The sequence below is a fragment of the Mycoplana sp. 10N416 genome (assembly GCF_056394765.1).
The window spans coordinates 147,846-167,715 of record NZ_JBFTIM010000004.1 but is presented as its reverse complement, the minus strand read 5'-3'; the positions used below and the strand labels follow the sequence as shown (position 1 = coordinate 167,715).

Here is a 19,870-nt window from a genome sequence, read left to right as displayed (position 1 = left end):
CTTACCTCAGGAGGGGACGCCGGTCAGGCGTCCTGCTCCGCACCTTCCACAACCTCAACGGGGGCATCCTCGCTGGCAAGGTCGTCCTCGGTGATCCAACCGGCCGCAAGGCGCGCCTGCACGACCATCGCCTCTGCCTCGGCGCGCGAAATCTCGAACTTCGAGAACAGGCCCTCGAACTTCTTGGTCTCCCCGTCCTTGCGCTCCGTCCAGCCGACGAGATCGTCGGCAGCGCAGCCGGCAAAGTCCTCGATGGTCTTGATGCCGTCCTCGCCCAGCGCGACCATCATCTGCGAGGTGATGCCGTCGATCTGACGCAACTCGTCGGAAACGCCGAGTTCCGTACGCTTGGCGTCGGCCTCGGCCTCGATGCGGTCGAGATATTCCCGGGCGCGCGTCTGGATTTCCGTCGCCGTGTCCTCGTCGAAGCCGTCGATGGAGGCGATCTCGTCGAGGTCGACATAGGCAAGCTCGTCGACGGCAGCGAAGCCTTCGGAGGCCAGGACCTGACCGACCATCTCGTCGACATCGAGGGCATCCATGAACAGGTTGGTGCGCTCGTTGAATTCCTTCTGGCGGCGCTCGGACTCCTCGGCCTCCGTCAGGATGTCGATGTCCCAACCCGTGAGCTGCGAGGCGAGGCGGACGTTCTGGCCGCGGCGGCCGATCGCCAGCGAAAGCTGCTCGTCGGGAACGACCACTTCAATGCGTTCTGCATCCTCGTCGAGAACGACCTTGGCGACTTCCGCCGGCTGCAGGGCGTTGACGATGAAGGACGCCGGATCCTGCGACCACGGGATGATGTCGATCTTTTCGCCCTGCAGCTCGCCGACGACGGCCTGGACGCGCGAACCGCGCATACCGACGCAGGCCCCGACCGGATCGATCGAGCTGTCGTTGGAGATCACGGCGATCTTGGCGCGCGAACCGGGATCGCGGGCGACCGACTTGATCTGGATGATGCCGTCGTAGATTTCCGGTACTTCCATCGTGAACAGCTTCACCATGAACTGCGGATGGGTGCGCGACAGGAAGATCTGCGGGCCGCGCTGCTCACGGCGCACGTCGTAGACGAAGGCGCGGACGCGGTCGCCGTAGCGCATGTTCTCGCGCGGGATCATCTCGTCGCGGCGGATGATGCCTTCACCGCGGCCGAGGTCGACGATGACGTTGCCGTATTCGACGCGCTTGACCGTGCCGTTGACGATCTCGCCGACGCGGTCCTTGTACTCGTCAAACTGGCGGTCGCGCTCGGCTTCGCGGACCTTCTGCACGATCACCTGCTTGGCCGACTGGGCGGCGATGCGGCCGAAATCCATCGGCGGCAGCGGATCGGCGATGAAGTCGCCGATCTTGGCGTCCGGGTTGCGATCGCGGGCCAGTTCCAGCGGGATCTGCGTGGAGTAGTCCTCGGCGTGCTCGACGACTTCCAGCAGCCGCTGGAGGCGGATTTCGCCGGTCTTGGAGTTGATGTCGGCACGGATATTGGATTCCGAGCCGTAGCGCGAGCGTGCCGCCTTCTGGATGGCGTCGGCCATCGCCGCCAGAACGATTTCGCGATCGATGACCTTTTCGCGGGCCACGGCATCCGCGATCTGCAGAAGTTCGAGCCGGTTAGCACTGACTGCCATTGTCTCAAGTCTCCGTTTGATGCCGGGGCCCTGCCTCCGGCGGTGGGGAGCGGCCTGCCGCCCCCGGGTTCCGTCTTCTCCATCGCGCCCCGCCCGGGGCGACGCCCGGCAGACGCAACGCACTCAAAAACTATTCGTCCGCGTCGTTCTGGTTCGCGGCTTCCGCCTTCGCCAGCTTGTCGGCGCGCAATGCGTCGCGGATCAGATCATCGGTCAGGATCAGCTTCGCCTCCGCCAGCGCCGAAAACGGGATCGTGACGCTCGGCTCCTCGCCATAGGCGGGCTGATCGCGCTCGATCGTGAATCCCTCCGCGTCGGCGGCGACGATCTTGCCACGGAAGCGCTTGCGGCTGTCGATCAGGATCGACGTCTCGCATTTGACGAGATGCCCAAGCCAACGGGAGAAGTCCGATTTCCGGACCATCGGGCGATCGATACCCGGCGACGACACTTCGAGATGATACGCCTTGTCGATCGGATCCTCAACGTCGAGCACCGGCGAGACGGCCATGGAGACCGCTTCGCAATCTTCCACTGTCATGGTCCCATCGCTGCGCTCGCACATGATCTGCAAGGTCATGCCGTGCTGCGCCGACAGGCGAACTCGCACCAGCCGGTAGCCGATCTGCTCGATCGTCGGCTCGATGATATCGGCCACGCGCCGGTCGAGGCCTGTCTCGACGATCAGCCGCGGTTCGTTCTGTTGTTCCGTCATTGTCGCGTCCCTTGCCGCCCGCATCCCTCCATCGAAGGCTACGATCCGGCTCTGAGGCTCGGGCCGCAACTTCACCGTTCGACGGGTGAGCAACGCTCCGGAGCATCGTTCATCATGCGCTCGGCCGGGCCAATAAAAAAGAGCGGGTCCTCGCGGGCCCACTCCTCATCAAACCGATCAAGAATTTGACGGCTATATACGCTGCCCGACGGGGAATTGCAAGCTTTCGTCGGATTGCTGGGGGAAAGCGGGCGCAGAGCAAAAGCGCATCTGGCAATTTATTCACCCATATGGTTGACTAATGAAGCGAAAAGGAATATTCAACCCTATGGGTGAACAAATGGAAGACGAGATCCTGTCACGCATTCTGAAGGCCGCCGGCGACACGACCCGGCGGCAGATTCTCACGCTTCTCGTCCAGGAGGGGCCTCTGAGAGTGACGGGACTTGCTGCCCATTTCGACATGTCCCTGAACTCGGTGTCGAAGCACATCAAGGTGCTCGAGGAGGCGGGACTTGTCACTCGCCGGACTTTGGGCCGCGAGCATTTCATTGCAGCGGAGCTCGACCCACTGAAACATACGGAACGATGGTTCGGGCAACTGAAGTCGATATGGGAACTGCGCCTGTCGGCGCTCGATCAACTGCTCGCTTCCGAGGAGAAGGACCATGAGCCAACTCGAACTGACCAGGGACCTCGAACTGACCGTGAACCACACGATCGCCGCTCCGCGTGAGAAGGTGTTCAATGCGTGGCTCTCGCCGCAAATGCTGGCGAAGTTCATGCGCGCCTGCGAGGGAATGGAGGTGCCGAAGGTGCATACCGATCCCGTCAAGGGCGGCCGGTTCTCCATCCTGATGGCGGTCGACGGAAAAGAGATCCCGCACGCCGGCACCTATCTGGAGATCGACCCGTATTCACGCCTCGCGTTCACCTGGGAATCCCCCTATTCGGTCGATGACAGCGTGGTGACGATCGATCTCAAGGAAATAGACAGCGGCACAACGGAGATCACCCTCCACCAGGTGAAGTTTGCCAGCGAAGACGCCCGCAACGGTCACGAGAGTGGCTGGACCCGCATTCTGGCCGAGCTCGGCGCGGCTCTCGCGTGAGCGCGTAACGCGAGCCGGGCGGTTTCGCCGCCCGGCCGTCCCTTTGGCGCTGACACCCCTGTCGGACTGCGCGCCGCCTCAACCATCCTTTCCACGCGGACATGGTCGCAACGATTCCATCCCGTTAGGAATCGCAGCCGCACCCATTTCGACGGCGGGTTTTCCTTGCCGCCACGCATTACCTCGCTATCTTGATGGCGAGCCAAATCAGAAGAGGTGAGACTGAGCGGTGCCCGATCGCATTTCCCCCCTTGCACCCTTCAGGCACGACACCTTCCGCCTCATCTGGGCGGCAAGCCTGATTTCCAATTTCGGCGGCCTCGTCCAGTCGGTGGGTGCGGCCTGGATGATGGCCTCGATTTCCAGTTCGGCAAACATGGTTGCACTGGTGCAAGCCTCGACAGCACTGCCGATCATGCTGTTTTCGCTCGTCTCGGGCGCACTCGCCGACAGCTTCGATCGCCGCCGTATCATGCTCACCGCCCAGTTCTTCATGCTTGTCGTGTCGATCACCCTGACGCTGGCTGCCTGGTATGGGCTGATCACGCCCTGGCTGCTTCTCGGGTTCACCTTCCTGATCGGCTGCGGCACGGCGTTGAACAATCCGGCCTGGCAAGCCTCGGTCGGCGACATGGTGCCGCGCGAGGATCTGCCGGCCGCTGTGGCGTTGAACTCGATGGGGTTCAACCTCACCCGCAGCGTCGGCCCCGCCGTCGGTGGTGCGATCGTCGCCGCGGCAGGCGCTGCAGGCGCTTTCGCCGCCAATGCGTTCAGCTATTTCGCACTGATCTTCGCGCTTCTGCGCTGGAAGCCGGCGCTCCCCAGGAGCCCGCTGCCACGCGAGCCGTTCGGCCGGGCGATTTCCGCCGGTTTGCGCTATGTGTCGATGTCTCCGAACATCGGCAAGGTGCTGTTGCGCAGTTTTGCCTTCGGCCTTTCCACCAGCGCCATCCTCGCGCTGCTGCCGCTCGTCGCGCGCGACCTGGTAAAGGGCGGCCCGCTGACCTACGGCATACTGCTCGGCTGCTTCGGCGTCGGAGCAATCGGCGGAGCGCTGGCGAGTGCGCGAATGCGGGAAGTGCTCTCCAGCGAGGCGATCGTGCGCCTGGCTTTCACTGGATTTGCGCTCAGCGCCGTCGTGACCGCCTTTAGCGACAATTCCATCGTCACCGGCCCCGCCCTCTTCGTCGCCGGCGCCTGCTGGGTATTGGCCCTGTCGCTGTTCAACACGACGGTGCAGCTTTCGACGCCGCGCTGGGTCGTCGCGCGTGCGCTGTCGCTCTATCAGACGATGACCTTCGGGGGCATTGCCGGGGGGAGCTGGCTTTGGGGCGTCGTCGCGGACGGCCGAGGGGCGTCGAACGCGCTGCTCTGGGCCGCTGTCGCAATGATGGCCGGCGCGGCGCTCGGGCTGCGCTATGGCCTGCCGCAGTTCGAGTCCCTCAACCTTGACCCGCTGAACCGCTTCAGCGAGCCGCAACTGCCGCTCGACCTCAAGCCGCGCAGCGGCCCGATCGTCGTTCTCATCGACTACGAGATTGCGGAAGAGGATATCTCCGCCTTCCTGACGGCGATGGCGGAGCGCCGGCGCATCCGCATCCGCGACGGCGCCGGCCAGTGGACGCTGATGCGCGACCTCGAAAATCCAACCATCTGGAGCGAGACCTACCACGTACCGACCTGGATCGAGTATGTGCGTCACAACCAGCGCCGCACGCAGGCGGATGCGGAAAACGGCGACCGCCTGCGGGCGCTCCATCGCGGCAAGGAACCGCCGCGCGTGCACCGGATGATCGAGCGGCAGACGATCCTGCCGACCGAATACGAGCGCTACAAGCGGCAGGTCGACATGCACTGACAGAAGGTCAGCGCAGCCTGGCCTTCAAGGTGACATCGGGGTAGCAGGTGGGCGTCAGGCCGGACTTCGACTGCCAGTCGCCAAGCGAACGGCGGGTCTTGTAGCCGGGTAATCCATCGACCTTGCCGACGTCGTAGCCCTTGGCGACGAGCGCCTTCTGCATGGCCAGCACGTCGGAGCGCATCATCTTGCCGACGTCGCCCCAGCCGCCCTGGAAGGGGCCGTTGCCATAGGCGATGCGATCCGCAAGATTGCCGATGAAGAGCGCGTAGAGATCGGAGTTGTTGTACTCCTTGATCACGTAGAAATTCGGCGTGACAATGAATTCCGGACCGTGCCGGCCGGCCGGCACCAGCATCATGCCGGAGGCCCGGCCCTCTGTCTTCGAAAAGCCCTTGCCCGAGATGCGCTCGATGCCGGCGGATGCCCATTCCCCGATGGGCTTTGCGAGATCGGGGCCTTCCTGCGCACAGGAGACGCCCTCGGGAATGCGCACCTCGTAGCCCCAGCCGCGGCCCGGCTCCCAGCCCTTCTCGCGGAGGTAATTGGCGATAGAGGCGAGGCTGTCGGGGACGGAATTCCAGATGTCGCGCACGCCATCGCCGTCGAAGTCGACGGCGTATTTCAAATAGCTGGTCGGCATGAACTGCGGCTGGCCCATCGCGCCGGCCCACGAGCCTTTCAGCTGCGCCGGGGCACGGTCGCCTCCGTCGATGATGTGCAGGGCGGCAATCAATTCGCGCCGGAACATGTCCTTGCGCGTCGACATGAAGGCCTTGGTCGCCAGCACTTCGACAGCCGGATGCGGGATATCGGCGCGCCCGAAGCCGGATTCTCGCCCCCACACCGCAAGGATGATCTCGCCCGGTACGCCATAGGTCCGCTCGACCTTGCGCAACGTCGCGGCATGGGTCGACGCCAGCGTGCGCCCACTCGCGGCCAGCCCCTGCAAACGCTTCTCGGAGAAATAGGCGCCCGGCGAAGAGAACTCGGCCTGGCTCTGCTTCTGCTCCTTCTTCGGCGCGGCGCCGGGCGGCACGAGATCGGGGAGGTCCCAGTTCAGGCGCACGCCGTCAAAGGCAGCCTTGAAGGCTTTCTGCGAGACGCCGGCCTTCGAAGCCTCGGGCCAGAGGTCGCGCTGCAGCCAGGCCTGGAACTGCGTTTCGACGTCGGCCTTCGAGACGGCATGGGCCGCCGCGGGCGTCAGCAGCACGCCAAGGGCGATGGCGCCTCGGGCGATGCGCACAAGGGTTCCTGCCTTGATGTTCGCAGCTCTCATCCGGTTCCCTCTCAGATGGTCGTACGGGCACGCAGGGCCGCCGTGAGCGTGCCCTCGTCGAGATAGTCGAGCTCGCCGCCAACGGGCACGCCGTGTGCCAGCCGGGTAATCTTCACATCAAGGCCCTGCAGATGATCGGTGATGTAGTGCGCGGTCGTCTGGCCTTCGACGGTCGCATTCACCGCAATGATCAGCTCGCGAATGCCGCCGGCGGTGACGCGATCGATCAGGCCGCGGATGTTGAGATCGTCCGGGCCGACGCCGTCGAGCGGCGAGAGCGTGCCGCCAAGCACGTGGTAGGCGGCATTCATGGCACCGGCCCGCTCCAGCGCCCAGAGATCGGATACGTCCTCGACGACGATGATCACCGACCGGTCCCGGCGCTCATCGACGCAGACCGTGCAAGGATCGATCGTGTCGACATTGCCGCAGCAGGAACAGATGCGCACCTTGCGATGCGCCTCGCCCATCGCCTCGGCCAGCGGCCCCAGCAACTGGTCCTTCTTCTTGACGAGATGAAGCGCCGCACGCCGGGCGGAACGCGGGCCAAGCCCCGGCACCTTGGCGAGCAGCTGAATGAGTTTTTCGATTTCCGGACCGGTGACGCGTTTTGCCATGGGCTGCTTCTATCGCAAATCAATGCGGAACTGAAATCGCGAAAGCTGGACTTTTTCATGAAATTGGCATCGGAGAGCGGACCGCATGCACGCCAGCGCGTCGCTCATGCGGCCTCGTATGTTCACCGAGGCAGACATCGAAGATGGCAACTGCCAAAGCGGCAGCGCGGCCTTTATGCGGCTCGCGTCGAGGGGACGCGCCTCAGAACGGCATCTTGAAGCCGGGCGGGATCGGCAGACCGGCCGTCAACGCCTTGGTCTTCTCGGCTGCCAGCGCCTCGGCCTTGTCCTTGGCGTCCTTGTGCGCGGCAACGATGAGATCCTCGAGAATCTCGACGTCGTCCTCCTTGAACATGGACGGATCGATCTTCAGCCCCTTCATGTTGCCCTTGCCATCGAGCGTGACCGTGACGAGACCGCCGCCGGAGGTGCCGTCGACGGAAAGCGCGGCGATCTCCTCCTGCATCTTCTCCATCTTGGCCTGCATTTCCTTGACCTTGCCCATCATGCCCATGATGTCGCGCATCGGTCGCTCCTTCCGTATTTCGCATTAAGACCGTCAGAACTCTATGTCGTCACCGGGCAGGATGTCGCCCTCGGCGGACTCGGCTGCAGCCGCCACCTCGATCGTCTCGCTTTCGACCGGCGGCGCCTTGATGCGCACGTCGGTGATTTTCGCACCCGGGAACCGCTGCAGGATGGCAGCCACATCGGGGTCCTGGCGCGCATCGGCGACCCGCTGCTCCTGCGCTCTCGCCTCGGCCTCCGCGAGTGTCGGCCCGCCGGCTTCGCGCGAAACGATCACCATCCAGCGGATGCCGGTCCATTCCTCAAGACGCCGCTGCAGGTCGCCGACCAGCGCTTTCGGCGCGTCGTCGGCAAGGCCGATCTCCGCACGGCCTGGCTCGAATTTCACCGGACGGACGAAGTTGCGAAGCAGCGCGCGCAGGCGGATGTCGCGATTTTTCGTGCAAAGCTCAGCTATATCCTCGAGCGATCGCACCGGAACCTTTACCACAGGCGCGGCCTCGACCGGTTCCGGACGCTGTTCAGTCGCTGGTGCCATCTGCGGCAGTGCATCACCGGCCGGCACCGCCCGCAGCATGGTTGCCCCACCGTTGCCGGCACGCATCGTCGGCTGCTCCGGGGAACGCCCTACGGCAGAAACAGGCGGCTGTGACGATGCCTGCGCCCCACCGGAATAGCCGTTGCCCGAGGGCGCGCGTTGCCCGTTTCCGCCACCACTCCCGTTTGCAAGCTCGGCCAGACGCCGAGCGGCATCCTCCGGCGACGGCAAGTGCGCGGCGTGGGCGAGCCTGATCAGCACCATTTCGGCGGCGCCCGCCGGTCGGCTCGAGGCTTCCGTCTCCGGAATGCCCTTCAGCAGCATCTGCCAGATGCGCGACAGGGCGCTGACGGCGACGCTCTGGGCCAGCTCCGCACCGCGGACGCGCTCGATTTCGCTCAGCGACTGGTCATTTGCCGCGTCGGGCACGTATTTCATGCGGGTGACCAGATGGGTGAAATCGGCAAGGTCGGTCAGGACCACCGGCGGGCTGGCGCCGGCCTCGTACTGGGCGGTAAATTCGGCAAGGGCCGCGGCCACGTCGCCGCGGACGACATGACTGAACAGGTCGACGATGCGGGCCCGATCGGCAAGGCCGAGCATAGAGCGCACAGCCGCCGCTTCCACCACGCCGGCGCCGTGGGCGATCGCCTGATCGAGCAGCGACAGCCCGTCGCGGGCGGACCCTTCGGCGGCACGCGCGATCATGGCGAGCGCATCCGGCTCCGCCTGCACGCCTTCCTTCTCAAGGATCGTCGAAAACAGCCCGACGAGGTCGGTGGCTGCAATGCGGCGCAGGTCGAAGCGCTGGCAGCGCGACAACACCGTGATCGGAACTTTTCGGATTTCCGTCGTCGCGAAGATGAACTTTACATGCTCCGGCGGCTCCTCGAGCGTCTTCAGCAGGCCGTTGAAGGCCTGCGTCGAGAGCATGTGCACTTCGTCGATGATGTAGACCTTGTAGCGGGCAGAAACCGGGCGGTAGCGCACCTGCTCGATGATCTCGCGGATATCGTCGATGCCGGTGTGGGACGCCGCGTCCATCTCGATCACGTCGACGTGCCGGCCCTCCATGATTGCCTGGCAGTGTTCGCCGAGGACCTTCAGGTCAATCGTCGGCCGGTCGATCTCGGCGGTCTTGTAATTGAGGGCACGCGCGAGAATGCGCGCCGTCGTCGTCTTGCCGACCCCGCGCACACCGGTCAGCATGTAGGCCTGTGCAATGCGGCCGGTCTCGAAGGCGTTGGTGAGCGTGCGGACCATCGGCTCCTGGCCGACCATCAGATCCGTGAAATCCTTGGGACGGTACTTTCGCGCCAGAACCCGGTATGCGGCGGGCTTTTCACCTGACGGAAGTGGAGTGTCTTCGCTCATCGCCCCTGCCGCATCGCTTGAAAATCGCGTCCCGACAGGACGTTAGGTGGGAGGCTGGCACGATGACCCGTGCCGGGCTCGTTAGGGCTGCTTCCTTCCGGACCTGACCCGGTTGGCGAGTGGCTCGTCCACCACCAACCTCCCGGTTTCCATATCGGCAATAATGCATCAGAATGCAAGGCGGCGCGGCAAAAAACTGTTGGAGCGGATGACGAACCCGTGGCATGACTCGCAGTGGGGCGAAACGACGGGAGCGAAACATTGAGCGCATTCGAGGCGGACGAGCGGCTGGCACGCGACAGCGAGATGCTGACGAGGATCGGGCTTTGCGAACTGCGCCTGATGAATGACTCGCGCTGGCCCTGGCTCGTGCTCTTGCCGCAGCGGGCAGATGTCTGCGAGATCTTCGAACTCACTCCGCTCGATCAGACGATGTTGACGTTCGAGATCAATCTCGTCGCCGATGCGCTGAAGCGCGCCACCGGCGCCACCAAGATCAATGTCGGTGCGCTCGGCAATATCGTCAGACAGCTCCACGTTCATATCATCGCCCGCAACGAAGGAGACCCTAATTGGCCCGGCCCCGTCTGGGGCTTTGGATCAGCACAGGCCTGGGACGCGGACGACAAGGCTGCCTTCACCGCCAAGCTGCTGGAACACCTGGGCTCATGACATCATCGATCTTCGACCGACACCTTCCGCACGCCGAACCCAGCACCATGGTCGCCTTTGCCGAGAACAGCCTGGACCGGCGCTCGGAATACCGGGCGGAGGACTGTGTCGACCGTGCCTTCGAGACCGATGGCGTGCATGCTTTCGCCCTGGCCGGCGGCAAGTTGGTCGTCAAGCACGACGAGAAGATCATCGATCCGCTTTTCGCCCCTTACGAGCTTTCGGGACTGGACCCGATCGTCGAGGAAACGATCCTGCTGGGCTACCTCAAGAACGGTGAGCCGCGGCTCGCCGTGCCTGTCCGCGCCGACCCGGACGCGCTCCACGAACCGCTGAAGGCGGCCGACGGACGCACCCTCTATCGCCAGCAGATGCTGGACGACGACCTGCTCGGCCAGTTCGCGCAGGCCTCCAGCCTGCTGACCTGGAACGGCAACAATCATTACTGCGGCCGGTGCGGCGCGGCCAACCGCATGGAGATCGGCGGATATCGCCGCGTCTGCACCGCCTGCGGCCACCAGACCTTTCCGCGCACCGACCCCGTTGCCATCATGCTCACGATCGATCTCGAACGCGATCGCTGCCTGCTTGGCCGGTCCTACCATTTCCCCGAAGGCATGTACTCGTGCCTGGCCGGCTTCGTCGAGCCCGGCGAGACGATCGAGCACGCGGTGCGCCGGGAGACGCTGGAAGAGTCCGGCATCCGGATCGGGCGGGTGCGCTACCACGCCTCGCAGCCCTGGCCGATGCCACATTCGCTGATGATCGGCTGCTATGCGGAGGCGAAATCCTTCGAGATCCACCGCGACGAGCAGGAGCTGGAGGACTGCCGCTGGTTCACGCGAGCCGAAACCGTGGAATTGCTCGCCCGCACCGCAAGCGTCGATCCGGCAACCGGGGCGACGATCTCGCCGCCGAAAGGTGCCATCGCCCACCGTCTGATGCGCGACTGGCTCGACTGGCCGACCCCATAGGCTTGGAGGCAATGGCGCGCTCGGAACGCCTCTTGACCCTGCTGCAGACGATGCGCCGCTACCGCCGTCCGGTGAGCGGCGCCGCGCTCGCGGCAGAAACGGGCGTCAGCGTCCGAACGCTTTACCGCGATATCGCCAGCCTGCAGGCGCAGGGGGCGCTGATCGATGGCGAGCCGGGAGTGGGCTATGTCCTGAAGCCCGGTTTCATGCTGCCACCCATGATGTTCTCGCAAGACGAGATCGAGGCGCTTGTGCTTGGCTCGCGCTGGGTCGCGCGCGCTGCCGATCCGCGCCTCGCGACCGCCGGCGCCGATGCTCTCGCAAAGATCGCCGACGTTCTGCCACCGGAGATGCGGGAGGCGGTGGAAGCATCGACACTTCTCGTCAACCTTCGCCCTCCGATCGAGGCAAAGGCCGATCTCGGCGCCATCCGCAAGGCAATCCGCAGCGAGCGCATGTTGAACCTTACCTACTCCGACGAAACCGGCGCGGTGTCCGTCCGCCGCATCTGGCCGTTCGCGCTCAGCTACTATGAGCAGGTGCGCGTGGTGGTGGCCTGGTGCGAACTCAGGCAGGATTTCCGCCACTTCCGCACCGATCGCATCATCGAGATGGTTCCTCAAGACGAGCGTTACCCTCGTCGGCGGGCCGTTCTCCTCAAGGATTGGCGAGAGCGGCAAGAGGAGCAGGTCGGCAGCACCCAGGATTAAGCTGCCCCGACGCGAGGCTACTGCCATAATCTGTCAGCATGAACCGCTATCATCCATACCATTCAAGCGTGAATGGAGGACAAAATGATCGCGACCCTCAATCCTTCCGGGCCCTATGCTTCGGCGCGCTTCGCACCTGTTGGACGGCCCGCAAAGCAGCGGCGAACATTCCTTTCGCGAGTTGTCGATGCTATCGGCCGGCCCATGCGGACGGCACGCTGCCCGCGCCTCGACCTTGAGGCGATGCCGGAGTACCTGCGCCGCGACATCGGCTTCATCGACTGGCGATCGCCACCCGGGCGAGTCTCATGCGAACAATCGCAGCGGCCCGTTGCGCCCTGGACGATGTCGAACTTCCGATAGTTTGGCTCGCACCCCGGCCTTTAGGGTCTGCAAGCAAAGGGCCTGTCGCTGCACGGCGACAGGCTTTGGCTTTTCAAAGTTGACCGCGCATGGAATGCGCCCGGTAGGATCCGAGGATGCGCACCTTTTCGGAGAAGAAGCCCAGCTCTTCCAGCGCATGGCGAACATTGGCGTCGTCCGGATGGCCCTCGATATCGACATAGAACTGGGTCGCGTAGAACTTGCCGGCGATCTGGTAGCTCTCCAGCTTCGTCATGTTGATACCGTTGGTGGCAAAGCCGCCGAGCGCCTTGTAAAGCGCCGCCGGGATGTTGCGGACGTTGAAAACGAAGGTGGTGACAATCACCTCGTCGGGCTCGGCGCGGGCAGGGACGCTCGGCTCGCGGGCCAGCACCACGAAACGGGTGACGTTGCTCTCCGAATCCTCGACGTTCTCGGCGATGATCTCGAGGCCATAGAGCTCAGAGGCCAGACGCGGGGCAAGGGCCGCCATGCTGCGGTCCCCGGTTTCGGACACGAGCTTTGCCGCCCCGGCGGTATCTCCCGCAATCACCGGCTTCCATCCGTTCAGGCGCACGATCCTGCGGCACTGGCCGAGCGCATGGATGTGACTGTGGACGGTGCGAATTTCATCTTTCACGACACCCGGCAGGACCATCAACTGGAAGCGGATCGGCATGAAGTATTCGCCGACGATATGAAGGCGAGACTCCGGCAGCAGGTGATGGATGTCGGCAACGCGGCCGGCAAGCGTATTCTCGATCGGGATCATCGCCAGATCGGCGTCGCCGTTCTCGACGGCGAGAAAGGCCTCCTCGAAGGTCTGGCAGGGCAAGGGTTCCATCTGCGGGAACATGTCCCGGCAGGCCATGTCGGAATTGGCGCCGAAATCCCCCTGGAAGGCGATCTTGTTGTTCTTCTGTATCATGGGTCGATCCATTAGGGGGCTATCAGCGGGCCGCGGCCGCGAGCAGCTTGCGCGCCTTCTCGAGGTCGGCGGGAGTATCGACACCAAGCGGAACGGTGTCAACGATCTCCGCATCGATGCGCAACCCTGCTTCCAGGGCACGAAGCTGTTCGAGTGATTCACGTTTTTCCAGCGTCGACGGCGGAAGCGAGACGAAGGTTTCCAGTGCCTTTCGCCGGTAGGCGTAGAGGCCGATATGGTGATACAGCGGCCCGTCGCCATAGGGCGCGGTGGCGCGCGTGAAATAGAGCGCCCGCAACCGGCTGCCGCCGATGGGCGAGCCCACGACCTTCACGACGTTCGGATTTGTCTTCTCGTCCGGATCCGTGATCTCGGTGGTCAGCGTGGCGATGTCGGTCGACGGATCGGCAAGCGGGTTCAACGCGGCGCGGATCGTCGCCGGATCGATCGTCGGCAGATCGCCCTGGACGTTGATGACAAACCGTGCCCGCTGGTCCGGATCGCATTTCAACAGCGCTTCGTAGATGCGGTCGGAGCCCGACTGATGGTCGACCTTCGTCATCACCACCTCGAAGCCGGCGGCGGCGACCGCGTCGAAGGTTTCCAGATGGTCGACCGCCACCACCACGCGGCCGGCGCCGGACTCGGCCGCCCGCTTGGCGACCTGCACGATCATCGGCAAGCCGCAGATATCGGCAAGCGGCTTGCCGGGCAGGCGCGTCGAGGCCATGCGGGCCGGGATCAGCACGAGCGTTTCTTCAAAATTCGGAGAATTCATGTCCTAACCTTCAAAAAGCACGCAAAAAGTGTCAAATCGTCTCATCAGCCGCTGCACAATCACTGTTGCAACGAAGCAGCAAAAGACATAGGTTCCGCGCGATTTCAAGACTGGCCGGCTGCGATGCGCCGGCTCCCAGGGGAGCTGCGGATGAACTCTTATGTGAACATGGGCGTGGGTGCCCTTCTCGGCACGGTTTTCGTGCTGATGTCGGTATCCATCGCATCGGAAGGCATCTTCCACTCGGCCGCCCCAGAAAAAGAAGGCTTTGTGATCGCTGCCGCGGAAGGCGGAGGGGAAGCCGCAGACGAGGGCGGCGCAGCCGAAGCAGCCGCGACGCCGATCGCCACCTTGCTGGCGAGCGCGGATGCAGCAGCCGGCGAAGCCGTCTTCAAGAAGTGTGCCGCCTGTCACAGCGGAGAGAAGGGCGGACCGAACAAGGTCGGCCCCGATCTCTGGGACGTCGTCAACCGCCCGATCGCCGCGCATGAAGGCTTCAGCTACTCGGCCGGCATGAAGACCTTTGCGGAGGACGGCAAGCAGGTATGGGACTTCGACCATCTCAATCACTTCCTCGCCGCGCCGAAGAAGTACATCGCCGGCACGGCGATGGGCTTCGCCGGCCTGAAGAAGGACGACGAGCGAGCAAACCTGATCGCCTACCTGCGCACGCTGTCCGACAGCCCGGCACCGCTTCCGGACGCATCGGCAGAAGGCGCCGCAGCAGCTCCGGCTGCCGAAGGCGCTGCTCCGGCCGCAACCGAAACTGCTCCGGCTGAAGGTACTGCGCCAGCAGCGACCGAAGCTGCTCCGGCTGAGGGTGCCGCACCGGCTGCGCCCGAGACCGCTCCGGCTGCACAGTAAGCTGCGACCACTCGGTTCATCAGACTCATCAAACCCGGCCGCCATCGGCCGGGTTTTTTGTTTGTGCAATCCTGCGAAGGCTTGTGCGAGCCCCGGGGGGGTGCGGACAGGAAATAGGAAGCTGCGGATATGAAAAAAGCGGGGTCATCTCACCCCGCTTCCTCATTCCCGGTCTCGCCGGGAGAATGTCCGTACACTGCCAGTACATCCGTGGTCAGCGTCAGGAACAAACCGATTTGTCGCCTTCGATGGCGAGCGCCCGATGCCGTCCTTGTAACTTGTCTCGGTAACAACCGTATGACGGGTCCGCCGGTTCCGATTGGCCCAACATCGGCGAATTTGGTAAATAAAGAGTTAACCATCCGCCGGTGATCCGGTGCCGTCCCTTTGGAACCCGATGCCGGTCTTTCGAGTTTTGGCAAAACTAGCCGTTGCAGGAGATTCGGACATGACGGACGAGAACAAGACCAACCCGCGCGCACCGCTCGATGTCGTTCGCGGTCGGAACAAGGCGACGGGAGTAACCGGGACGACCGAGGACGCTGATGCGGAAGCCGCAAAGGCAGAGATCGCGGAACAGATCGAACTGCTGAAGGAAGAGGTGGCCCGCCTCAGGGAATCGCTCGGCATCCTTGCCGCGCGCAGCGGTCGCTATGCGGTGTCGCAGGTCAACTCGCTGCGGGAAGATGTGCGCGCCGGAGTTGCAGCCAACCCTCTGTCGGCTTTGCTCTGCGCTGCATTCGTCGGCTATCTGTTCGGCCTGCGGCGGCGTTGATTGCACGCCGCCTCTCACAAGGGCCCTTGCCGATGCGCTTCCCTTCTGTTTGACGGCAACCTCAGTGCCGCCAATACCTGCTGTACTTGCTGGGTGACGGCGGCTCGGATGCGAGAAGGTAGCCGAGCATCAGGCCTGCAAGTCCGGCCATCAGCACAAGCGTCGAAACGGCAGCGGGGTGCTCGCGCGCCGCGCCAGCCGCAGCGGCCCCTTCCGAGCGGACATAGTCGGCGCCCGTTCGCATTGCGGCACGTACGGATCGACCTGCGCTCCCGGCCCGGTTGCGAATGTCCTCGTAGGTTTCGGCCGATTGTGCCGCGAGTTCCTGACGCAGCTTTTCTATTTCTTCCCGGAGAGCGGTGATCTGCCCCTGAGCATCAAAATTCGCCATGCCTGCCTCCATCCATCTCGCTCTGTCGAGCAGTCGGCGCGGTCAAGTTGCCGGAAGTCCTTTGATGGTCAAACGGGAAAACGTCCGGGAAGTTCCTGAACTTCCGTCGACCGGCATCGAAAGGTCGCAGGAAGAGCCCGGCGCTGCGCGCGGGCGCCGGGGAGGCACRGGTTTGGGACATTTGTAGGGGTGGAGCTAGCACCACCACTGAGAGCTTAGTTGCAATCAGGGTGTGTTCCAAGCGGAATTGGGCAGTCTAGATCGAATTGTTGACGGACACGTAAGCCGCTGTACCCAACTGCTGGGCCTTGTGATGGCGCGCGAGGCGATGCAATCGCTCAGTGATCACCTATTCCACAACGGCGGCCTGCTCGACCTCGTTTGCCGCGAAATGAATGTCGACCAGCTCGGGAACAAACGCCAATCCAACCATGACGGCGACAAATGTGACAAACACCGCCAGGGACAGGGTGGTACGAATCATCTCGGCCCTCCATCTACTGATCGGACCATAGCACCGGCGAGCGGCGAGGTGGCCTTTTCTGAACGCTAGATGAACACAAAACCGTTACGGCGGAAGTAACATATTCTTTACGCCTGTCATCGCAGCGCGGAACGCGGACCGTCAGACGGCCTGCCCACTCATTGGGCTTTGACATGCCGATGGCGGCGAGGCTAGCTACCGCAACCGCACCAATCCCGATTCCGGACCCCACAGAATGCCCCCCAGGAAGCCGCGAAAACGCAAAAGCAACGGAGCTCGCCGGCCCGCGTCCGCTCGCGGTCGAATGTGGCCCTGGTATTTCCTCGGCCTCCTGATGGTGGGGGCCATCGTCGCGCGGGAGAACCTGCCCTCACTTGCCGAGCGGCTCAGCCCTTCTGATCGCGCCCGAAAGGCCGCGGAGACAACCACCACCGCCCGAGCGGCCCCCGCACCACCTCGATTATCGCTGCCGGCGCCGGCTCAAAGGCCGCCGCAACAGCACGCCACCACACGCGAGACCGGAACCGGCGACGTCACTTTCTTCTATTGCGGGATCAAGCAGGACAACTGCATCGTCGATGGTGGCAACTTCGTTTACCGCGGCGCGAGCATCCGCATGGCCGACATCTACGTGCCGGCGACCAAGGAAGCAAAATGCGACCGCGAGCGGCTCCTGGGTGGGGATGCCAAGGAGGCACTGCGGGTGCTGCTCAACGCGGGCAAGTTCGAGTTGGAAACATGGGCACCGATCGGCGAGGACCAGCACGGCCGCAAGCTGCGCATCGTCCGCCGGGACGGCAAGTCGATCGGCGACGCGCTCGTCGAAAGGGGGCTGGCGCGTCCCTGGACCGGACAACGCCAATCGTGGTGCCCGTGAGACGAGGCTACAGGCGTCGCGCGCGCTCTTCTCCAGACAGCGGAACGACCAACGACAGCATGTCTCCAGAATGCGGGAATCGGTTTCGGGACAAAGACCTGCGAAAGACCAAGGACCTAAAGCCTGACAAGCGAACTTTGAAAAAAACGCGACGCGCTTTAGATCGTTCCGCGCTGGAAGACCACCTTGATCCGGCTCAAACAGCGTTCGATTTCAACAGCGAGGCTATCCACCATCTGGGTAAATTCGATGCGCCGTTCGTCGCGGATGGCGCTGGGCAGCCGATCGACCGAAAGCAAGGCCCGCTCGGCGATTGCAAGATCATCACACATCGCGCGGAAGCTCTCGTTACGCTCGATCAGATGGCGGATTTGCGCGGAATGGGTCGGAAATCGTCGAAGCGCAGAAGCCAGTCCTTCATCTTGCCCCGATCCAGTCATGGCGATTTCTCCGGCCAGACGCAACCTGCAATGCTGATACTAAGATGATGATATTGCGTCATCGTGAGCGATTGACGTAATATACTTGAACATACAGGCGTGAATCCTCGCAATCTTGTCATGCGTCCCGATGAGAGGAATGGATGTGAGTCTGGCATTTCCGCAAAGCGTCCCTGCGGACGTTTCTACGCCGCCGACAAACAGTGAAATTGAGGACCAACTGGCGCGAATCCGGTCGAGTTCGGCGTTTGACGCGCCCGACCGGGCTCACAAGTTCCTGACCTATGTGGTCCAAGAGGCCCTGCAGGGGCGGGCCGACAGGATCAAGGCCTATTCCATCGCCATCGAGGTTTTCGGCCGCGACGCAACCTTCGATGCGCAGAACGATCCGGTCGTGCGGATCGAGGCAGGCCGCGTCCGACGCGCGCTGGAACGCTACTACCTCCTGGCGGGGCAGAAGGACCCGATCCTCATTACGATGCCCAAGGGCGGGTATGTTCCGGTCTTCACCCGCTTCACCGGCGTGGAGCCAGGCACGCCGGCCCCTCGCCCCGAGCGGAGCTGGCTTGGCGTGCGAGCACCTAAAATACCATGGTCGATCGTTGGTATCGTCGCCTTGGCGATTGCCGGCATGGCCCTGCTGGCCAACCTGGCGCGATGGGAGTTCCGGAGCCCCGAATCGACCCCACCTGCAAGTGCCGTACCGGACATGCCGCAGGTGGTCGTCAGGCCGTTCGAGGATCTCACCGGCACGCGGGATTCTGCGATGATTGCCAGAGGACTTACCGACGAGGTCATCGGGCAGATGGCCCGGTTCAAGGAGATCTCGGTCATTGCCGGCCGGCCGGACGATGGCGGCGTGAAAGGACAGGCGACCAGAAACGACCTGCCGCTCTATGCGCTCGAGGGCCGTGTCCGGGCCGACAATGACAAGCTCCGGCTCACCACTCGTCTCCTCAGCCGGGCCGACAACTCCGTCGTCTGGACTGGAAGCTTCGATGCCGACCTTGGCGTGCGCCAGCTGCTGGATATGGAATCCGATGTGGCGCGCGCAGTCGCAACCGCCCTCGCCCAACCCTACGGCGTCATTTTCCAGGCCGACGCAGCGCAGATGCTGCAGGCGCCTCCGAGCAACTGGAAAGCCTACGCCTGCACCCTGTCCTATTATGGCTATCGGGCGGATCTTAGTTCGCAAACGCACGCCTCGGTTCAAAGCTGCTTGAAGGAGACGGTGGAGCATTTTCCGAACTACGCTACGGCATGGGCGCTGCTGTCACTCACCTATATCGACGAACTTCGCTTCCGTTACCGTCTGGAACCGCCGTCGCCGCCACTGCTCGACCTGGCGATCCAGGCGGCCGAGCGCGCGGTGGAACTCGACCCCGAAAATGTTCGCGCCCTACAGGCCGAAATGCTTGCCCGGTTCTTCCAAGGCGACGTCGAGACGGCGCTCGCCGTGGGCGAGCGCGCCTTCCGGATCAATCCGAACGATACGGAACTGAGCGGAGAGTATGGTTTTCGGCTGGCATTGTCCGGACAGTGGCAGCGTGGCTGCGGCATCGTCGCCGAGACGGTTAGCCGGAATCCAGGGCCAACGGGGTATTTTCAGACGGCACTGGCAATCTGCTCCTACATCGATGGGGATTACAGCGGCGCCGAACGGTGGGCCCGCCTGGCGGACCTGCGTGAGAACGCGGTCTACCACCTCATCCTGACGGCTATTCTCGCCCAGCAGGGCAAGCTTGCGCAAGCCTATGAGGAGCGCAACTGGCTGGAGACTCAGGCGCCGCAGTTTTTGAATGACCTCCGAAAGGAAGTGGCACTGCGCGTCCACCGCCCCCAGGACCAGCAGCAACTTTACGATGGACTGCGGAAGGCCGGCATAGCGATACCGCCGCAGTAGAACCGAGCCCGCCGACGAGGTGAGCTTCTGGGCTACGCATCGCAACGGGTCGTCAGTCT

General features: G+C 63.6%; 22 protein-coding genes and 1 other RNA gene. 11 read left to right on the top strand and 12 right to left on the bottom strand.

What is annotated here, in order from left to right; genetic code table 11:
* Positions 1–23 precede the first annotated feature (23 nt).
* A complete protein-coding gene (gene nusA / locus AC1DDS_RS10145) occupies positions 24–1,631 on the bottom strand; it encodes a transcription termination factor NusA (protein ID WP_477478789.1) in 1,608 nt (535 codons plus the stop codon).
* A gap of 130 nt (positions 1,632–1,761) precedes the next feature.
* A complete protein-coding gene (gene rimP, locus AC1DDS_RS10140) occupies positions 1,762–2,346 on the bottom strand; it encodes a ribosome maturation factor RimP (protein WP_310412252.1) in 585 nt (194 codons plus the stop codon).
* A 328-nt stretch (positions 2,347–2,674) separates the two neighbouring features.
* Here rimP and AC1DDS_RS10135 point away from each other — a divergent pair, with 328 nt between their 5' ends.
* The 3 genes from AC1DDS_RS10135 (at position 2,675) to AC1DDS_RS10125 (ending at position 5,316) form a co-directional block, all read left to right on the top strand.
* Entirely contained in the window at positions 2,675–3,082 is a 408-nt protein-coding gene (locus AC1DDS_RS10135) for an ArsR/SmtB family transcription factor (RefSeq protein ID WP_477478788.1), read from the top strand.
* On the top strand, positions 3,015–3,458 hold the full coding sequence (locus AC1DDS_RS10130; protein ID WP_477478787.1) for an SRPBCC family protein: 444 nt from the start codon (positions 3,015–3,017) through the stop codon (positions 3,456–3,458). Before AC1DDS_RS10135 ends, AC1DDS_RS10130 begins: the two co-directional genes overlap by 68 nt.
* A 229-nt stretch (positions 3,459–3,687) precedes the next feature.
* A complete protein-coding gene (locus AC1DDS_RS10125) occupies positions 3,688–5,316 on the top strand; it encodes an MFS transporter (protein WP_477478786.1) in 1,629 nt (542 codons plus the stop codon).
* A gap of 7 nt (positions 5,317–5,323) precedes the next feature.
* Here AC1DDS_RS10125 and AC1DDS_RS10120 read toward each other — a convergent pair whose 3' ends face one another.
* From AC1DDS_RS10120 to ffs, 5 genes are all read right to left on the bottom strand, one after another.
* Complete coding sequence (locus AC1DDS_RS10120; protein ID WP_477478785.1) at positions 5,324–6,595, bottom strand: lytic murein transglycosylase; 1,272 nt, start codon at positions 6,593–6,595, stop codon at positions 5,324–5,326.
* Between the two features lie 11 nt (positions 6,596–6,606).
* Positions 6,607–7,212 (bottom strand): recombination mediator RecR, encoded by a 606-nt coding sequence (gene recR, locus AC1DDS_RS10115; protein ID WP_477478784.1) that lies wholly within the window; start codon positions 7,210–7,212, stop codon positions 6,607–6,609.
* Between the two features lie 202 nt (positions 7,213–7,414).
* Entirely contained in the window at positions 7,415–7,738 is a 324-nt protein-coding gene (locus tag AC1DDS_RS10110) for a YbaB/EbfC family nucleoid-associated protein (protein ID WP_310412270.1), read from the bottom strand.
* 33 nt (positions 7,739–7,771) lie between these two features.
* A complete protein-coding gene (locus tag AC1DDS_RS10105; protein WP_477478783.1) occupies positions 7,772–9,652 on the bottom strand; it encodes a DNA polymerase III subunit gamma/tau in 1,881 nt (626 codons plus the stop codon).
* A 46-nt stretch (positions 9,653–9,698) separates the two neighbouring features.
* Positions 9,699–9,795, bottom strand: an RNA gene (gene ffs, locus AC1DDS_RS10100) — signal recognition particle sRNA small type.
* A gap of 118 nt (positions 9,796–9,913) precedes the next feature.
* On the opposite strand from ffs, the gene AC1DDS_RS10095 reads away from it, so the two are divergent.
* The 4 genes from AC1DDS_RS10095 to AC1DDS_RS10080 all read left to right on the top strand — a co-directional run bounded on the left by AC1DDS_RS10095 (position 9,914) and on the right by AC1DDS_RS10080 (position 12,371).
* Positions 9,914–10,324, top strand: coding sequence for an HIT domain-containing protein (locus AC1DDS_RS10095; protein WP_477478782.1), 411 nt, complete (start codon positions 9,914–9,916; stop codon positions 10,322–10,324).
* Positions 10,321–11,298 carry an NAD(+) diphosphatase gene (nudC, locus tag AC1DDS_RS10090; RefSeq protein ID WP_477478781.1) on the top strand — a complete coding sequence of 326 codons (978 nt, stop codon included), beginning with the start codon at positions 10,321–10,323 and terminating at the stop codon, positions 11,296–11,298. Before AC1DDS_RS10095 ends, nudC begins: the two co-directional genes overlap by 4 nt.
* An 11-nt stretch (positions 11,299–11,309) precedes the next feature.
* Positions 11,310–12,008 (top strand): helix-turn-helix transcriptional regulator, encoded by a 699-nt coding sequence (locus AC1DDS_RS10085; RefSeq protein WP_477478780.1) that lies wholly within the window; start codon positions 11,310–11,312, stop codon positions 12,006–12,008.
* Positions 12,009–12,092: 84 nt separating this feature from the next.
* On the top strand, positions 12,093–12,371 hold the full coding sequence (locus AC1DDS_RS10080) for a hypothetical protein (RefSeq protein ID WP_477478779.1): 279 nt from the start codon (positions 12,093–12,095) through the stop codon (positions 12,369–12,371).
* Between the two features lie 73 nt (positions 12,372–12,444).
* On the opposite strand, the gene AC1DDS_RS10075 is transcribed toward AC1DDS_RS10080, so the two are convergent.
* Complete coding sequence (locus tag AC1DDS_RS10075) at positions 12,445–13,299, bottom strand: prephenate dehydratase (RefSeq protein ID WP_477478778.1); 855 nt, start codon at positions 13,297–13,299, stop codon at positions 12,445–12,447.
* A 22-nt stretch (positions 13,300–13,321) separates the two neighbouring features.
* Positions 13,322–14,077, bottom strand: a complete 756-nt coding sequence (locus AC1DDS_RS10070) for a 3-deoxy-manno-octulosonate cytidylyltransferase (RefSeq protein WP_477478777.1) — start codon at positions 14,075–14,077, stop codon at positions 13,322–13,324.
* Positions 14,078–14,227: 150 nt separating this feature from the next.
* On the opposite strand from AC1DDS_RS10070, the gene AC1DDS_RS10065 reads away from it, so the two are divergent.
* Together AC1DDS_RS10065 and AC1DDS_RS10060 are read left to right on the top strand one after the other, a co-directional pair.
* Positions 14,228–14,941, top strand: coding sequence for a c-type cytochrome (locus tag AC1DDS_RS10065; RefSeq protein WP_477478776.1), 714 nt, complete (start codon positions 14,228–14,230; stop codon positions 14,939–14,941).
* Positions 14,942–15,389: 448 nt separating this feature from the next.
* A complete protein-coding gene (locus AC1DDS_RS10060) occupies positions 15,390–15,716 on the top strand; it encodes a hypothetical protein (RefSeq protein ID WP_477478775.1) in 327 nt (108 codons plus the stop codon).
* A 61-nt stretch (positions 15,717–15,777) separates the two neighbouring features.
* Here AC1DDS_RS10060 and AC1DDS_RS10055 read toward each other — a convergent pair whose 3' ends face one another.
* Together AC1DDS_RS10055 and AC1DDS_RS10050 are read right to left on the bottom strand one after the other, a co-directional pair.
* Positions 15,778–16,107 (bottom strand): hypothetical protein, encoded by a 330-nt coding sequence (locus AC1DDS_RS10055; RefSeq protein WP_477478774.1) that lies wholly within the window; start codon positions 16,105–16,107, stop codon positions 15,778–15,780.
* Positions 16,108–16,456: 349 nt separating this feature from the next.
* On the bottom strand, positions 16,457–16,591 hold the full coding sequence (locus tag AC1DDS_RS10050) for a hypothetical protein (RefSeq protein WP_310412295.1): 135 nt from the start codon (positions 16,589–16,591) through the stop codon (positions 16,457–16,459).
* A gap of 334 nt (positions 16,592–16,925) precedes the next feature.
* Between AC1DDS_RS10050 and AC1DDS_RS10045 the strand changes: the two genes are divergently transcribed.
* The gene (locus AC1DDS_RS10045; protein ID WP_477478773.1) at positions 16,926–17,468 is read left to right on the top strand and encodes a thermonuclease family protein; all 543 of its coding nucleotides are present in this window, start codon (positions 16,926–16,928) and stop codon (positions 17,466–17,468) included.
* 158 nt (positions 17,469–17,626) lie between these two features.
* On the opposite strand, the gene AC1DDS_RS10040 is transcribed toward AC1DDS_RS10045, so the two are convergent.
* Positions 17,627–17,908, bottom strand: coding sequence for a hypothetical protein (locus AC1DDS_RS10040; RefSeq protein WP_477478772.1), 282 nt, complete (start codon positions 17,906–17,908; stop codon positions 17,627–17,629).
* A 145-nt stretch (positions 17,909–18,053) separates the two neighbouring features.
* Between AC1DDS_RS10040 and AC1DDS_RS10035 the strand changes: the two genes are divergently transcribed.
* Positions 18,054–19,811, top strand: a complete 1,758-nt coding sequence (locus AC1DDS_RS10035; RefSeq protein WP_477478771.1) for a hypothetical protein — start codon at positions 18,054–18,056, stop codon at positions 19,809–19,811.
* The last annotated feature ends 59 nt before the right edge of the window (positions 19,812–19,870 follow it).

Bases quoted from the DNA above. Each gene is read 5' to 3' on its own strand.
- nusA (WP_477478789.1), bottom strand. From the start codon at position 1,631: ATGGCAGTCAGTGCTAACCGGCTCGAACTTCTGCAGATCGCGGATGCC.
- rimP (WP_310412252.1), bottom strand. From the start codon at position 2,346: ATGACGGAACAACAGAACGAACCGCGGCTGATCGTCGAGACAGGCCTC.
- AC1DDS_RS10135 (WP_477478788.1), top strand. From the start codon at position 2,675: ATGGGTGAACAAATGGAAGACGAGATCCTGTCACGCATTCTGAAGGCC.
- AC1DDS_RS10130 (WP_477478787.1), top strand. From the start codon at position 3,015: ATGAGCCAACTCGAACTGACCAGGGACCTCGAACTGACCGTGAACCAC.
- AC1DDS_RS10120 (WP_477478785.1), bottom strand. From the start codon at position 6,595: ATGAGAGCTGCGAACATCAAGGCAGGAACCCTTGTGCGCATCGCCCGA.
- recR (WP_477478784.1), bottom strand. From the start codon at position 7,212: ATGGCAAAACGCGTCACCGGTCCGGAAATCGAAAAACTCATTCAGCTG.
- AC1DDS_RS10110 (WP_310412270.1), bottom strand. From the start codon at position 7,738: ATGCGCGACATCATGGGCATGATGGGCAAGGTCAAGGAAATGCAGGCC.
- AC1DDS_RS10105 (WP_477478783.1), bottom strand. From the start codon at position 9,652: ATGAGCGAAGACACTCCACTTCCGTCAGGTGAAAAGCCCGCCGCATAC.
- nudC (WP_477478781.1), top strand. From the start codon at position 10,321: ATGACATCATCGATCTTCGACCGACACCTTCCGCACGCCGAACCCAGC.
- AC1DDS_RS10085 (WP_477478780.1), top strand. From the start codon at position 11,310: ATGGCGCGCTCGGAACGCCTCTTGACCCTGCTGCAGACGATGCGCCGC.
- AC1DDS_RS10080 (WP_477478779.1), top strand. From the start codon at position 12,093: ATGATCGCGACCCTCAATCCTTCCGGGCCCTATGCTTCGGCGCGCTTC.
- AC1DDS_RS10075 (WP_477478778.1), bottom strand. From the start codon at position 13,299: ATGATACAGAAGAACAACAAGATCGCCTTCCAGGGGGATTTCGGCGCC.
- AC1DDS_RS10070 (WP_477478777.1), bottom strand. From the start codon at position 14,077: ATGAATTCTCCGAATTTTGAAGAAACGCTCGTGCTGATCCCGGCCCGC.
- AC1DDS_RS10065 (WP_477478776.1), top strand. From the start codon at position 14,228: ATGAACTCTTATGTGAACATGGGCGTGGGTGCCCTTCTCGGCACGGTT.
- AC1DDS_RS10060 (WP_477478775.1), top strand. From the start codon at position 15,390: ATGACGGACGAGAACAAGACCAACCCGCGCGCACCGCTCGATGTCGTT.
- AC1DDS_RS10055 (WP_477478774.1), bottom strand. From the start codon at position 16,107: ATGGCGAATTTTGATGCTCAGGGGCAGATCACCGCTCTCCGGGAAGAA.
- AC1DDS_RS10050 (WP_310412295.1), bottom strand. From the start codon at position 16,591: ATGATTCGTACCACCCTGTCCCTGGCGGTGTTTGTCACATTTGTCGCC.
- AC1DDS_RS10045 (WP_477478773.1), top strand. From the start codon at position 16,926: ATGGTGGGGGCCATCGTCGCGCGGGAGAACCTGCCCTCACTTGCCGAG.
- AC1DDS_RS10040 (WP_477478772.1), bottom strand. From the start codon at position 17,908: ATGACTGGATCGGGGCAAGATGAAGGACTGGCTTCTGCGCTTCGACGA.